Here is a 13377-nt window from a genome sequence, read left to right as displayed (position 1 = left end):
ACTGAAATCGGCAAAATTTGCCATAGATACCCTCGTAATGCTTCAAAATTACACGGCAGGTAATCTCCCGAAGGAGCTGGATGATTATTTGACTGAAACGTTGAATAATCTGCGCATGAATTATGCCGATGAAGCAGACAAGAGAGAGGAACAAAAGGACGAACAGGAATAAGCCTGTGAAACAACTGAGAGCAGCAGGCGGGGTGTTGTTTCGACACAGGTCCGCTGCAAGGGATACGGAGGTACTGTTAATATTTCGCCGGGGCGTCTGGGATCTTCCCAAGGGTAAAAAAGAACAAAATGAAACCATTGAGGAGTGTGCTGTGCGGGAGGTGGCTGAGGAAATCGGCCTTCGCCGCCTCCCGAAGATTGTTGCACCCTTGCTACAAACCTATCACGAGTATGAGCAACAGGGCCTGTTTTTCGGGAAAACAACCCATTGGTTTGCCATGCAGCTCGCCTGCGAGACAGCGTCTTTCACTCCTGAAGAAAAAGAAGGTATTGAAAAAGTGGAGTGGCATTCCCTAAAAAGGGCCAAGGAGAAGGTAGGGTATGATAACTTACTGGATGTGCTTGGGGAATTAGACGATCACATTTCTAAATAATAGAGGCTTTTGAGATAAACCGGAGTTTTGTTCATACCAAAGCCTGAGCGATATCAAAACCACAGTGTAAATAGACTACAGGTGAGGATGTTGAAAGGGCGAACATGAAGAGATTGGGCAAACAACGGTTTTTATACCAAATAAAAAAGGACCTGCTCTTTTCAGGCAGGTCCCTTTCTGCTTCCAATCTAACTAAATGAAGGGTGATGCGGATCAATTTTGAAGTTGGAAAATGATGGGCAGGCTGTACTGCACGCGAACCGGGTTGCCTCGCTGCTGCCCCGGCTTGAATTTCGCCTGTTTGACTACACGCAGGGCTTCTTCGTCAGCTCCGCCGCCAATGCCGCGGATAACCTGGGGATCTTCCACATTGCCCTCTTCGGTCACAATAAACTGTATAATTACCCGGCCTTCAATCCCGGCTTTCCGCGCCTGTTCAGGATAATTAATCTTCTTTTGCAGCTCAGCGAGTCCGCCAATAAGCTCCGGCATCTGCTCGACAGCTACAAAAAAGTCCTCTTCCTCCTCCTCGTCTTCTTCCGGCGGGGGAGGCATGTCCATGGGTTCATTCATATTCATATCGGCATTCAGGTTGATTTCCTGGTCCTCAATGATTTCATCATTGGGCACTTCCACCGGCACCTGCGGTTTGGGGGGAGGTGGTGGTTCTTCTTGCTGCTGGGTCTGGATCACTTCCTCCATTTCCACCACTTCCTGCTCTTCGGTCAGATCGTTATCCTGTTTCTCCGTCCGGAGGTCTACTTTCATCGCTACGATAAAGATCAGCAGCACGGCTACCAATCCCAATTGCAGGAAGACCGTATAATATTTTCTCAAGTCAGATGTAGGCTTTTTTCGTTCGAAACGCATGGTATCCTCCGCGTTTTATAAGTAAAATTTCTTTTAGTTTAGCTAATGAAACGAATAATTACGCAAAAACTCTAGTCTATTAACGAGAAAAAAAGTCAATTGTTTCCTTCTTATTTTTTTGAATGTTTTCAGGAGAAAAAGGCTGTTATACAGCGCTTGAATGGCCTGGGGGATGGTGAGGAGGGAGCCGGCCGGGTTGTGCACCAAGGCATAGGAAGAGCTCCTTAAAGTTGTTCGTTCGAAATACTTCCGGCTCCTTTTACGGGATCCTGTTCCCGGCTTCGGTATACAGAGATATTGATATAGATAGGATGCATAGCCAAAGCTATACTAAGGAAGCCCCGGGGAAGGAGAAGAAAAAAGGACCTGCCTTTGGAGCAGGTCCTTTACATTTTTAATTCATCAAAGGTGTGTTACTGTCAGCTCTGAAGCCGGAAGATAATGGGCAGGCTGTACTGCACGCGAACAGGATTGCCTCGCTGACGACCCGGTTCAAACTTGGCCTGCTTGACTACACGCAGGGCTTCCTGATCGCAGCCTCCGCCAATGCCACGGATAACCTGGGGGTCTTCTACACTCCCATTCTCCGTCACAATGAACTGAATGATTACCCGACCTTCAATACCGGCCCGACGCGCCCGCTCTGGGTAGTTAATTTTTTGCTGAAGTTCACCGAGCCCGCCAATCAGTTCCGGCATCTGTTCCACGGCTACAAAGAAGTCTTCCTCATCCTCTTCTTCTTCCTGTTCGGGAGGGGGTGGCATCTCCAGGGGCTGGTCCATATTGAGATCGGCATCCAGGTTGATGTCCTGGTCTTCAATAATCTCGTCGTTGGGTACCTCTACCGGTACCTGCGGCCGGGGCGGGGGCGGCGGCTGCTCCTGCTGCTGGGTTTGGATCACTTCCTCCATTTCCACTACTTCCTGTTCCTGAACAAGATTCACATTCTGTTGTTCAGACCTTAAGTCCACTTTCATTGCTACAATAAAGAGCAATAACGCGATGATCATACCAACTTCCCAAAAAAGCGTATAGTACTTGCGCAGATCAGCTTCGGGTTCCTTTCTTCTGTTCTTTGGATCAGACATAATTCATTTAATGTTAAACATACTGACTGTAGTTAGATTTGTTATAACTGCAATTTAAATATTTAGTTGCTTAAAGCAAATAAAATTGAACTTTTTTTTCTATGGACTCTCTGGAAGATGAGCAAAAAAGCAGTACTATTTTAGAATCAAGGCCTTTTGACTGCAACAGATGCTGATTAATCCTGTCATTTATTCGTGACGATTAAAGAATGGTACAATTAAAGGTACAATTATGGAATGGGAATAAGATCGTCTGGGCCATTTGAACCCGGACAGGCTTGCCCCGCTGTCGCCCGGGTTCAAATGAGGGAAAGTTATTTTTTAGGCAGAATCATTTTAAGTGCCAGGATAGCCAGAAGACAGCCGATCGTATCAAATATGACGTCACCGATATCGGCATGGCGGTTAAGGGAGGGCAGGATGTGCTGAAGGATTTCAATCAGGATGCCAAAAGAGGAGCCGATCAGGAATATGACCCAGAAGTTTGTATTACCTGCTCTTGAAATATTGTGATAGAGACCAAGTAATAAGGTCCAGGTGCCGAAAAGAAGCAGATGTCCAATTTTATCATAACTCCAGATTTCATGATGGGAAAATGTTTCTGCGGGCATCAGGGTCAGGGCCAGCATGATGAGTGTCAATATGATTATACCCAATGGTAACAGGTAACTGTTCCTGGAGAGAAAAGAATAGATTGCATTTGATTTCATATAAAATCTCCTGGTTCGGGTAGTCCTTGCGCGGTTTCCAAATAGCGATCCAATTTCTCCTTGCCTTGCAACAACCCTTCCGCACAACTGGCGTCCGGCGTGCGGTCGAATGCCAGATAGGCACCAACCTTGCCGGCCAGCACATCTCCGTTGCCGGCGCGGGCAAAATACTGGGTGTTATAATTGGTTACATAGCACATTCCGGATGATGTTCCGATGATTCCGGGCATTCCCTTGGAGAGGATTGTAATTTGGTGATCGGATGAAACCTCCTGCACAAAATGTAACCGCTGGTAGTCATTTGTTATCGGATGGTCAGCGAACCGGGAAAGCTCGCCCGGGTGAGGCGTTAATATCCACTGGGTATTGTCAGGCTTATTCCACTGCCGGGACCGGGCAAGTGCCCAGAGCGCATCGGCATCAATAACGGTATTTCGGGAGTTGCGGGATAGGAACCGGCTTACAAAGGAAGCCGTCTCTTCATGACGGCCCAGCCCGGGTCCCAGCAACACGGCCCCCTCTTTTTCTCCTATGATCTCCAGGGTACGGGAGAGGTGTTTGGGCTTAAAATGATCATCTGTGGCGTCACCTACCGGCTTTTTAATGATAGAGGGCAGATTGTGCTCATAGACGGAAAGGAGTCCCCGGGGACAAACGATGATTACGGCTCCGAGTCCCTCCGCCCAGGCACTTTGCGCGGCAAGTATGGCTGCCCCGGTGAGTCCCTCGGACCCGGCTATAATATAAAGCACCCCGGAGGCATACTTGTGGCGGCCGGGCTGAGCGGGGGGGCGTTCTACCCAGGATTCGTCCAGCAGAAAGGTATTGCAGGAGGCCTTGTAATGATTGGGGAACGGGAGTTCGCAGTAGGTAATTTCCCCGGTCTTTGCAGGTCCCTCTTCCAAATAATGTCCCTGTTTTCGTCCCCCGAAAGCAAAGGTTTGTTCGGCCCGGATACAGGCGCCCATGGCTTCCCCGGTATCGGCATGGAGTCCGGTCGGTATATCCATCGACAGAACAGGGGCGGATTGCTTGTTGGCCCAGTGCACTCCTTTCAGGTAGTCGCCGCGCAGCTCACTGTCGAGACCGGTGCCCAGCATCCCGTCTATGATAAAATCCCAGGTCCCGGTTTGATCGAAGTCCTCCCAGCTCTCAAAGATCGTGAGCTGGTTACGGCTGTCGAACCTGCGGAGGAGCTCCAGGTTTTTTTCCGCATCAGCGGATAGGTCGCCGGTGCCGCTTAAGAAAACGAGGGTTGCGGCAATGTTGTGCTGCATCAGATAGCGTCCAACGACCAGGGCATCGCCGGCATTATTTCCCTTCCCGCATAAATAGAGGCCGTGAGACAGACCGGCACGGCCGGACAGTATTGCCTTTGCGGCGGAAGATCCGGCAATCTCCATGAGGGTGAACCCGTCAATACCCATCTCTTTAATCGTCTTGCGGTCAATATCCCGGCTTTGCTGGGCGGTGAGCAGACAATGTGACATCGGAGCGTGAAGCATCATGTTGCCATAGATAATTAATCGGTGAACGTTTGGTAATTGTTAACAGCAAACGGGGAGTGTGTTAACCTTCCGTTGTTATCTGCAGGTATTCGACCCAATAGAAGAAGGCTTTGCAAAACCGTTCTTTTGGCCAATATCTGCATTTTCACACATTCAAAATCCTCACATAAGTCTTATATGCTGTGGTTTAGAACTCGATCAGGCTTTGATATTGATCAAGTTTCCCAATGCTTAAAAGTTCTCTTTCTATTAATAAGCGCGGGCAAAAAGCACTTTTTGCTTTGAAGGCTTGCCCGTAACCATGCATTTGCCTTCCTCCCCGTCTTCTCCGAGGGGAATACAACGGATGGTCGCCTTGGTTTCGTCTTTAATTTTTTCTTCGGTCTCCGCTGTGCCGTCCCAGTGCGCGTAGACGAAGCCGCCCTCCTCTTCTATGATTTCCCTGAATTCTTCATAGGAGCCTGCAGAGTGGGTATTTGAGGCAATCCGATCCCGGGCGGTGTTGAAAAGCTCATCCTGGATGGAATGCAGCAGGTTGGCGACTTTTTCAGCAAGTCCCTCGCGATCGACAATCTCCTTGTCGCCGGTATCTCGACGGGCCAGTTCAGCGTTATTATTCTTGAGGTCACGGGGACCGATGGTCAGGCGCAACGGGATCCCGGCGGCTTCGTGTTCGTTGAACTTCCAGCCGGGACTCATGTTCTCCCGATCGTCGAGCTTCACACGCACGTCCAGTTCCTTCAATTCGCCGATGATTTCATCGCAATAGGCAAGAACGTTCGTTTTCTCTTCCTCGCTTTTCCAGATTGGTACTATGACCACCTGGTCGGGGGCCAGTTTGGGAGGCAGGATGAGTCCCTGGTCGTCGGAATGCGTCATGATAAGTCCCCCGATAAGCCGCGTTGAGACCCCCCAGCTGGTCGCCCAGACATATTCATGCTGTCCCTCGGAGCTCTGGAACTTCACGTCAAAAGCCTTGGCAAAATTCTGTCCCAGAAAGTGAGAGGTCCCCGCCTGCAGCGCCTTGTTATCCTGGAGCAGCGTCTCGATACAATAGGTATCCACCGCCCCGGCAAACCGCTCCGATTCCGTTTTGACCCCGGTTTTTACCGGCATGGCCATATATTCCTCGGCAAAGGTGCGATAGACTTCCAGCATTCTTCTGGTTTCCTCGACGGCCTCTTCTTTGGTCGCATGGGCCGTGTGTCCCTCCTGCCACAGGAATTCCATGGTTCTGAGGAAAAGCCGGGTGCGCATTTCCCAGCGAACGACATTGGCCCACTGGTTGATGAGGATCGGCAGGTCGCGGTACGACTGAATCCAGTTTCGGTAAGAATCCCAGATAATGGTTTCGGAAGTGGGACGGACAATGAGCTCTTCCTCCAGCTTCGACTCCGGATCCACCTCCACGCCGCCACCCGCGCTTTTCAGGCGGCTGTGTGTCACGACCGCGCACTCCTTGGCAAATCCTTCTACATGCTGTGCTTCTTTGGAAAGAAAAGATTTGGGAATAAAAAGCGGAAAGTAGGCATTCTTATGGCCCGTATCCTTGAACATCTGGTCCAGCGCTGCCTTCATATTCTCCCAGAGCGCAAAGCCGTTGGGCCGGATAACCATGCAGCCCCGTACCGGGGAGTGGTCGGCCAGCTGGGCTTCACGGATTACGTCTTGATACCACTGCGAAAAATCTTCGGATCTGGAAGTGATTTTTTTAGCCATGGGGAAATGTGTGAGTCTGCGTTCTAAAGTTGCAGTAAGTTTTTTTTATTCCTACAGTTATAATTTGCCATTGATACGATCGCTAAAAATAAGACGAAATTGAGGAGCCTCAAAAAAAGAAGTAGCATTATGGGCAAAAAGATTCCGGAATGACTTAATATTTATTTCGAAATGCCTTATATTTGGCAACTCTTGAATTGAATGGCGTGGCAGCTTCCGGCGGGTCGGGAGCGCGAGCGCCTGGTTGCGGCCGCCAGCGACGAACTGCAGGTCGACTTTTGAGAGTCATGCAGCATTTAAGCGTTGTAAAAAATGGCGTGGTAGCTCAGTTGGTGAGAGCGTCGGATTCATAACCCGGAGGTCGACGGTTCGATTCCGTCCCACGCTACTGGATTAGATCCCTAAGTGGTTTAGATATAACTGCTTAGGGGTTTTTTTGTTTAAAGAGGAAATATATTGGTAAAACAAAAGCCTGGTTTATCAATACCCTTATATATTTCTGCCATACCTTCTGGATGATACGGGAACTGTTTCCAGTAGTTATCTTGGGATCAAGTCACTATTACAAATTTTAAAAACTATCTGAATCAAAGAATTTTTTTTTAAAAAAATTATAGGTTAATATTTGTAAATAATAATGAGTGACAAAATATAGGGTCCCGTAATCTTACAATTAGACTACAACTATTGTATTCGGGCAGGAGAATGTTCGCGGGAGATTGGCAGACTTATTATCTATTTTGGCAGATACCGAATGTTGGTTCTCAGGGGGATAAATGCTAACTAACTAATAATAAGGAGAGGATGGCTTTACATTCAAATAAAGAAAATAAGGAAAGGAACGTGGATCTTTTGTGGACGGGAGGTTGGGATTCTACATTTCGCTTGCTGCAAATTGTATTAGAAGAGAAAAAGGTCGTTCAACCTCATTATATACTATTCAACGATCGATGGTCGAAGGATAAAGAGATTGAAACGATGAATCAGATAAAAAAGATGGTTTTTTCTGATTATCCGTTCACTCAAAATTTGATTAATGAAACGATCTTTATCGAGGAAGACGAAATAGGTCCCGATCAAGCTGTTTCTCAGCTGTATGAAGTGTTAAAGAGAGAAAAGTATATTGGAAATCAGTACGATGCTATCGTACGATATGCCAAACAATTTCAATTCGACAATTTGGAGATCGGAACGGAAGGCAGCGGCAATACTTATGCATTTGTTAAACCACATGTTGGGCAAATAGATGGAAAAAGGAAAGTAGATAGTGAAAAAGCCCCTGAGCATATATATAATTTTTATAAATACTTTAATTTCCCTTTGTTGAATTACAGCAAACAGGAGATGGCCGAGTCAGCGGGAAAAAAAGGTTGGTTGACTATCTTAAACAACACATGGATATGTCATAAACCTATTTTCGGAAGTATACCCTGCGGGGCGTGTAACCCCTGTATCAATGCTGCGAAAGATGAGTTCGCAAAAAACAGATTACCCCTGATATCAAGAATGATGGGCAAGCCGGTTAAAAAAATTTACAACTCGAGAATAATCAAATATTTGTTTCGCTAAACATATCTCTCTTTTTAAGACCTCACCGGCTTATCTCCGGGATTTTTGAGGAAGCAGTCATATGGCTAAATTTTTTTAAATACCATTCTTTTTTGACATATTCATGCAAAAGAACGAGACTAAACAAGTTCGGTTCTATACAAATGAAATTTTAACAAAAGTTTAGTAATTATGGCACGTCCTGTAACACTATTCACCGGCCAGTGGGCCGATATGTCACTCGAAACGTTAGCTGAGAAGGCCTCTTCATGGGGCTACGATGGCCTTGAGCTTGCCTGCTGGGGTGATCACTTCAATGTTCAAAAAGCACTCAGGGAGGATGATTACTGTGAGAAAAGGAAAGAGATTTTAGCTGAATATGATCTGAAAGTATGGTCGATCAGTAATCACCTGGTGGGACAGGCGGTGTGCGATCTGATCGATGAACGGCATAAGGAAATCTTGCCTGAACACGTGTGGGGCGACGGCGATGCGGAAGGCGTGCGTCAGCGTGCGGCGGACGAAATGAAAGATACGGCGCGTGCGGCTGCAAAATTGGGCGTGGAAGTGGTCAATGGATTTACCGGCAGTTCTATCTGGTCCAAAATGTATTCTTTCCCCCCGAATCTGCCCGGGACGATAGACGAAGGCTACCAGGATTTTGCTGATCGGTGGAATCCTGTGCTGGACGTGTTTGATGAGGTCGGGGTGCGGTTTGGTCTGGAAGTGCACCCGACGGAGATCGCTTTCGATATTTCCTCGGCGCAGCGTGCGGTCGATGCCCTGGATGGACGTGAAGCTTTTGGATTTAATTACGATCCCAGCCATTTTGGCTACCAGGGGGTGGATTACGTGCAGTTTATCCTGGAGTTCGGTGATCGTATCTATCATGCCCATATGAAGGATGTTTGGTGGACCGATGAGCTCAAGCGGGCCGGCGTGTTCGGGGGACACCTGGAATTCGGTCATGAGGACCGGTGCTGGGATTTTGTTTCCATCGGCCGCGGTAATATTGATTTCGACCGGGTTATTCGCGCTTTGAATCGCATCGGGTACCAGGGACCGCTTTCCATTGAGTGGGAAGACAGCGGCATGGATCGTGAGTTCGGGGCGGAAGAATCCTGCCAGTATGTGAAGGATATTGATTTTACACCGCCTTCCGCAGCATTCGATTCCGCCTTTTCAGATAAGGAATAACTTTCAGGGCCGTATCTTTACCGGAGTGGGAGGGGTGCGGCTTTGCTTTTTTGTGGTGGTATTATCACGTTCATTCGTTGAATATGTCAAGTGGATGAGATCTGGGGTAAAATATCACAGCGAATTTCCAATCTCCGTCTACGATGATTCCTTTTTGGGAGGATTCGGCCGGCCCGTTACCGTTGACGCACAGGATGCTTCCAGCTCCATTGCCGCAGCTGGTAAGCATCCCTGAAAAAATCAGGGTGTTTTTTCTGTTGCTTTCTTCAGGTGTTCTTCCATTACCATCACATTATTACCACGGTCAATATCAGCGAGCCGCATCGAGGGATCTATTTCAATGCGTTTAATGTCAGACACAGGGCTGGAAATTTCTACTGTATAGGTCGGATTCACCCAGGGCCAGTCGGACTGTATGGTTCGGGGAACACCGGGCTGTTCCTCCTCCTTTTCACCCCGCATAATACGCAGGGGAATATAGAAAAGTTCCCGGCTGCCGTCATTGTATTCCACCATCAGGTCGATCGGCATCGGGGTCAGGCCAACCCGCTCCAGGGTAACGAAGGTGGAGGTTCCATTTCCGAACGCCGATTTAATCCCGTAATCAATGGTTTTGGTCGACTCGATGAAGTACTGGTAATACCAGTCGAGCACCATATCCGATTCCTTTTCCATGACGCGGAGAAAATCCCGTCCATCGGGATGCTTGAATTTCCAGCTGTCAAAATAATGATTCATCCCGCGGTTGAAGGTTTCGGTTCCCACAATATAGCGCAGCTGGTTCAGGAAGACTGCACCCGTGGAATAGGAGGCGGTCCCGTAGGCCGTGTTGGTTTCAAAATGGTCGGCGTGCGTGTCAAGTGCTTCAAAACGACCGCTTTCGTGCATCCTGAAATAGGATTGGTAGGAGCTTTCATGGGGATTTTCGCTCTGACCGTTATTAAACAGGTGGTCCATTGTCAGCGAGGAAGTATAGGTGGTGAACCCTTCGTCCATCCACGGGTAGCGGCTTTCGTTGGTGGCCAGCACCCCGTGATACCAGCTGTGGACGAGCTCGTGGACCGTAACGCCGACGAGGCTGCCCAGCGAACGGTTTCCGGTAATCAGTGTCGCCATCGGGTACTCCATGCCCCCGTCCCCGCCCTGAATGACCGTAAACTTGTCATAGGGATACTTTCCAAAATGTTCATTCATGAACTGAAAAGCCTCCGCCGTGTATTCCGGCAGCTGCTCCCAGTTTGTTTGCAGCTCGGCCTGGGAATAGCGCTCCGCATTGACTGCCACGGTATCGGCCTGGTATAAAAAATGCAGTGTGGGTCCCCCGGGCACCTGTGTGGTCCTGTGGGTAAAGTCGGGGTCCGCCCCCCACATAAAGTCGTGTACCTTGTCGGCCTTCCAGTGCCAGGTCAGTTTGCGGGTATTGGGACGCTCATGCGTTTCCGCATAGCCGTGGCCGATTTCATCCGCATTCTGCAGGTGACCCGTCGCCCCCATCACATAGGAGCTGTCGATTGTAATTTCCACATCAAAACTGCCGAAGACGCCGTAAAACTCGCGACCGATATACGGGTTCGGATGCCAGCCATCCTCGTCGTACTCCGATATTTTCGGGTACCACTGGCTCATAGAAAATTCCACCCCCTCTTTGTTGTCCCACCCCGATCGTCGTATCTGGCGGGGTACCTGGCTGTCGAATTCCATTGTGAAAGTGACGGTTTCGCCGGGGAGAATAGGATCGTTGAGTTTGACGTCGAGTATGGTGCCATCGACGGTGTAGTCGACCGGCTCGCCCCCTTGATCCAGGCTGTTGATATGATGGTAGCCGATCTCATCGTCCGGCAGCTGCGATATACGGTCGCCTACCCGGCTGTCTGGATCTACGACGGTTCGCGAGCGGACATCCATCATGCTGCCGGGCTGAAAGGCATTAAAATACAGGTGGTAGAATACCCGCTCAAGCGTGTCGGGCGAGTGGTTGGTATAGTCCACCTTTTGGTAGCCGGTGAATTGATGGTTGGGGGCATCGACCTCAATGTCCATCTCGTAATCCGCTTCCTGCTGCCAGTAATCGCGTTCCTGGCCGAAGGCATTGAGGGTGCATAAAGATAAAATAACAGTAAAAAGCAGTAGCCTTGTCTTCATATGCAATATGATATCTGAGTAATATGCGATTAGCAGTTAAAACTAAGCAGCTAATCAGAGTAATTTTTAGCTAACAGGATGAAATCAGGAATTCCTCAATTCCCAATTCCCAATTCCCAATTCCTAATTCCTAATTCAAAAAGTATTTCGACTGGCAAAAGCACGGCTGAGGGTTGCCTCGTCGATAAATTCGAGTTCCGTACCCATGGGAATGCCGTAGGCGATGCGGGTGACTTTAACCTCGTCAAAGGGTTTGAGCAATTTATTGATATAATAGGCCGTAGCCTCGCCTTCGGAGTCCGGGTTCAGTGCCAGGATGATCTCTTCGATCGATTCCTCTTCGTCGTTGACGCGCTGCATCAACTGTTTGATCCGAACGTCATCGGGTCCAATATTATCGAGGGGAGAGATGACGCCGCTCAGCACGTGATAACGTCCCCGGAATTCGTTGGTCTTCTCGATGAGGAAGACATCCTGAGATTCTTCGACGACACAAATTTGCCCGGTCTCCCGCTTCGGGTTGCTGCAGATAGAGCAGGGGTCGCCGTCGCTGATGACACCGCAGGTTTCGCACCGGGTGATCGATTTTTTGAGAGCAACCAGCGCGTCGGCAAGCTTTACCACCGACTCGTCATTTTGTTTGAGCAGGTAGAGAGCGATACGCCGCGCCGACTTGCGACCCGTCCCCGGCAGCCTGGCCAGCTGTTCGATCGCCTGCTCAAGTATTTCAGAAGTTCCTTCCATGTATGAATATTGAGTTGTGAATGTTGATTTGTGAATTACCTACTTCAGTATTCAACATTTGGCATATACAATTGCCTATAGTCCCAGTTTGCTGAGGTCCATGCCGGGAATACCGCCGCCGGGCATCATATCTTTATAGGTATCCTGCATGCGTTCCTGGGCCGCTTCTTCCGCTTTGTCCAGCGCTTTGTTGACGCCGGCGACCACCAGGTCTTCCAGCATCTCCGCATCGTCGGGATCGATCACTTCTTTATCCAGCTCGATGCCGAGAATTTTACGTTCCCCGTTGGCGCGCACTTTGACCATGCCCCCGCCGGCTTCGGCTTCCACTTCAAGCTTGGCGAGTTCCTGTTTTGCTTCTTCCACTTTTGATTGCAGTTCGGAAAACTTGCCGAACATATCTGCCATATTATTCATAATGATACTCCATTTGTGTTAAGATTCACGTGTACAAAACGGATAACCGTTCTGTTCATTCTGTGTGATTAGTGATTTATTATTTGTAGAGACCTTTGCAAAACCGTTGTTTTGCCCAACCTCTACATTTTCGCGATTTCAAAATTCTCATGTTTAGCCGCCTGTATTACGGTTTTGAAATCGCTTAGCTTTTGGTATTTCCCGATGCTTCGGGACTGGTTTTTCAAAGCCCTCTTTTATTGATTCAGGTTGTAATCGAGCTCCGCCCCAAAAAGGTCTACCAACGTTTTTATAGTCGGGTCGCGTTCCTGGAGCTTTTTAAATCGTTCATAGGGACTTTCGGATTGCTGAGTGCTGTCGTTGTTCTTCTGGACCCGGCAGTCAATATTCAGGAAGGCATCGATCTGGTGTTCTAAAATTTTGCCCAGCCGCCGGCTGTTTTCGTCTACGATTTTCTTGGCGAAGTCGTCGTTGCAGCGCAGCAGGAGGGTCCCTTTTTCCAGGCTGACAGGTTCTACGCGCTGCATCTGGAAATAAAGCATCTGGGGGACCTCTTTCCGGAGATGCTCAATAAAATCCGCCCACTGCTCATTGATCTCATCGAGCGCCACCTCCCCGGGCGCGCGCCTGGGAGCGGACGAATCGGCTGCCTCGGCCTCGGGCGTTGCAGCTGATTCATCGGAAGGCGCTTGTTTGCCCAGTGAGACATCATCAAAGATGCGGTCGAAGTTATCTGCCTCGGGCGAACGGTCTTGCGTGGTGGTGGAAGAATCCGCCTGTACTGGTGCCGGTTCCGCCGAAGAACCGGGCTTAGACGGCGAAGAAGGAA

The 13377-nt window shown here is 49.0% G+C and carries 14 protein-coding genes and 1 tRNA gene; 6 read left to right on the top strand and 9 right to left on the bottom strand.

Annotation, left to right across the window (positions count from 1 at the left end):
* Nucleotide 1: 1 nt before the first annotated feature.
* Nucleotides 2–172: a DUF1844 domain-containing protein gene (locus ACESLU_RS06130; RefSeq protein WP_372636608.1), complete on the top strand. Its 171-nt coding sequence runs from the start codon at nucleotides 2–4 to the stop codon at nucleotides 170–172.
* A 4-nt stretch (nucleotides 173–176) separates the two neighbouring features.
* Entirely contained in the window at nucleotides 177–605 is a 429-nt protein-coding gene (locus ACESLU_RS06125; protein WP_372636606.1) for an NUDIX hydrolase, read from the top strand.
* Nucleotides 606–818: 213 nt separating this feature from the next.
* Here ACESLU_RS06125 and ACESLU_RS06120 read toward each other — a convergent pair whose 3' ends face one another.
* The 5 genes from ACESLU_RS06120 to proS all read right to left on the bottom strand — a co-directional run bounded on the left by ACESLU_RS06120 (nucleotide 819) and on the right by proS (nucleotide 6500).
* The gene (locus tag ACESLU_RS06120) at nucleotides 819–1475 is read right to left on the bottom strand and encodes an energy transducer TonB (RefSeq protein WP_372636604.1); all 657 of its coding nucleotides are present in this window, start codon (nucleotides 1473–1475) and stop codon (nucleotides 819–821) included.
* Nucleotides 1476–1894: 419 nt separating this feature from the next.
* Nucleotides 1895–2563, bottom strand: coding sequence for an energy transducer TonB (locus tag ACESLU_RS06115; RefSeq protein ID WP_372636601.1), 669 nt, complete (start codon nucleotides 2561–2563; stop codon nucleotides 1895–1897).
* A gap of 314 nt (nucleotides 2564–2877) precedes the next feature.
* Entirely contained in the window at nucleotides 2878–3273 is a 396-nt protein-coding gene (locus tag ACESLU_RS06110) for a VanZ family protein (RefSeq protein ID WP_372636598.1), read from the bottom strand.
* Nucleotides 3270–4763 carry an NAD(P)H-hydrate dehydratase gene (locus tag ACESLU_RS06105; RefSeq protein ID WP_372636596.1) on the bottom strand — a complete coding sequence of 498 codons (1494 nt, stop codon included), beginning with the start codon at nucleotides 4761–4763 and terminating at the stop codon, nucleotides 3270–3272. The genes ACESLU_RS06110 and ACESLU_RS06105 overlap by 4 nt, the downstream gene beginning before the upstream one ends.
* A gap of 267 nt (nucleotides 4764–5030) precedes the next feature.
* Nucleotides 5031–6500 (bottom strand): proline--tRNA ligase, encoded by a 1470-nt coding sequence (gene proS / locus ACESLU_RS06100; RefSeq protein WP_372636593.1) that lies wholly within the window; start codon nucleotides 6498–6500, stop codon nucleotides 5031–5033.
* Nucleotides 6501–6814: 314 nt separating this feature from the next.
* Between proS and ACESLU_RS06095 the strand changes: the two genes are divergently transcribed.
* From ACESLU_RS06095 to ACESLU_RS06080, 4 genes are all read left to right on the top strand, one after another.
* A tRNA-Met gene (locus tag ACESLU_RS06095) sits at nucleotides 6815–6888 on the top strand.
* Between the two features lie 416 nt (nucleotides 6889–7304).
* Entirely contained in the window at nucleotides 7305–8069 is a 765-nt protein-coding gene (locus ACESLU_RS06090) for a hypothetical protein (protein WP_372636590.1), read from the top strand.
* A gap of 171 nt (nucleotides 8070–8240) precedes the next feature.
* On the top strand, nucleotides 8241–9245 hold the full coding sequence (locus ACESLU_RS06085) for a sugar phosphate isomerase/epimerase family protein (protein ID WP_372636588.1): 1005 nt from the start codon (nucleotides 8241–8243) through the stop codon (nucleotides 9243–9245).
* 94 nt (nucleotides 9246–9339) lie between these two features.
* The gene (locus ACESLU_RS06080; RefSeq protein ID WP_372636585.1) at nucleotides 9340–9480 is read left to right on the top strand and encodes a hypothetical protein; all 141 of its coding nucleotides are present in this window, start codon (nucleotides 9340–9342) and stop codon (nucleotides 9478–9480) included.
* Between the two features lie 5 nt (nucleotides 9481–9485).
* Here the strand turns inward: ACESLU_RS06080 and ACESLU_RS06075 are convergent, their stop codons facing one another.
* From ACESLU_RS06075 to ACESLU_RS06060, 4 genes are all read right to left on the bottom strand, one after another.
* Nucleotides 9486–11387 (bottom strand): M1 family metallopeptidase, encoded by a 1902-nt coding sequence (locus ACESLU_RS06075; RefSeq protein WP_372636582.1) that lies wholly within the window; start codon nucleotides 11385–11387, stop codon nucleotides 9486–9488.
* Between the two features lie 135 nt (nucleotides 11388–11522).
* Nucleotides 11523–12131 (bottom strand): recombination mediator RecR, encoded by a 609-nt coding sequence (gene recR, locus ACESLU_RS06070; protein ID WP_372636579.1) that lies wholly within the window; start codon nucleotides 12129–12131, stop codon nucleotides 11523–11525.
* A gap of 75 nt (nucleotides 12132–12206) precedes the next feature.
* Nucleotides 12207–12548 (bottom strand): YbaB/EbfC family nucleoid-associated protein, encoded by a 342-nt coding sequence (locus ACESLU_RS06065; protein ID WP_372636576.1) that lies wholly within the window; start codon nucleotides 12546–12548, stop codon nucleotides 12207–12209.
* A gap of 236 nt (nucleotides 12549–12784) precedes the next feature.
* Nucleotides 12785–13377, bottom strand: a 593-nt coding sequence (locus ACESLU_RS06060) for a hypothetical protein (protein WP_372636573.1), incomplete at its 5' end; no start/stop codon positions are given.

It is taken from the genome of Fodinibius sp., from assembly GCF_041642155.1.
Classification (GTDB): Bacteria; Bacteroidota; Rhodothermia; order Balneolales; family Balneolaceae; genus Fodinibius.
Note: the sequence above shows the minus strand (reverse complement) of the source record. Positions and strands in the feature narration are given on the sequence as shown.

Coding starts and splice junctions, on each gene's coding strand:
- ACESLU_RS06120 (WP_372636604.1), bottom strand. CDS start 1,475: ATGCGTTTCGAACGAAAAAAGCCTACATCTGACTTGAGAAAATATTAT.
- ACESLU_RS06115 (WP_372636601.1), bottom strand. CDS start 2,563: ATGTCTGATCCAAAGAACAGAAGAAAGGAACCCGAAGCTGATCTGCGC.
- ACESLU_RS06110 (WP_372636598.1), bottom strand. CDS start 3,273: ATGAAATCAAATGCAATCTATTCTTTTCTCTCCAGGAACAGTTACCTG.
- ACESLU_RS06105 (WP_372636596.1), bottom strand. CDS start 4,763: ATGTCACATTGTCTGCTCACCGCCCAGCAAAGCCGGGATATTGACCGC.
- proS (WP_372636593.1), bottom strand. CDS start 6,500: ATGGCTAAAAAAATCACTTCCAGATCCGAAGATTTTTCGCAGTGGTAT.
- ACESLU_RS06090 (WP_372636590.1), top strand. CDS start 7,305: ATGGCTTTACATTCAAATAAAGAAAATAAGGAAAGGAACGTGGATCTT.
- ACESLU_RS06085 (WP_372636588.1), top strand. CDS start 8,241: ATGGCACGTCCTGTAACACTATTCACCGGCCAGTGGGCCGATATGTCA.
- ACESLU_RS06080 (WP_372636585.1), top strand. CDS start 9,340: ATGAGATCTGGGGTAAAATATCACAGCGAATTTCCAATCTCCGTCTAC.
- ACESLU_RS06075 (WP_372636582.1), bottom strand. CDS start 11,387: ATGAAGACAAGGCTACTGCTTTTTACTGTTATTTTATCTTTATGCACC.
- recR (WP_372636579.1), bottom strand. CDS start 12,131: ATGGAAGGAACTTCTGAAATACTTGAGCAGGCGATCGAACAGCTGGCC.
- ACESLU_RS06065 (WP_372636576.1), bottom strand. CDS start 12,548: ATGAATAATATGGCAGATATGTTCGGCAAGTTTTCCGAACTGCAATCA.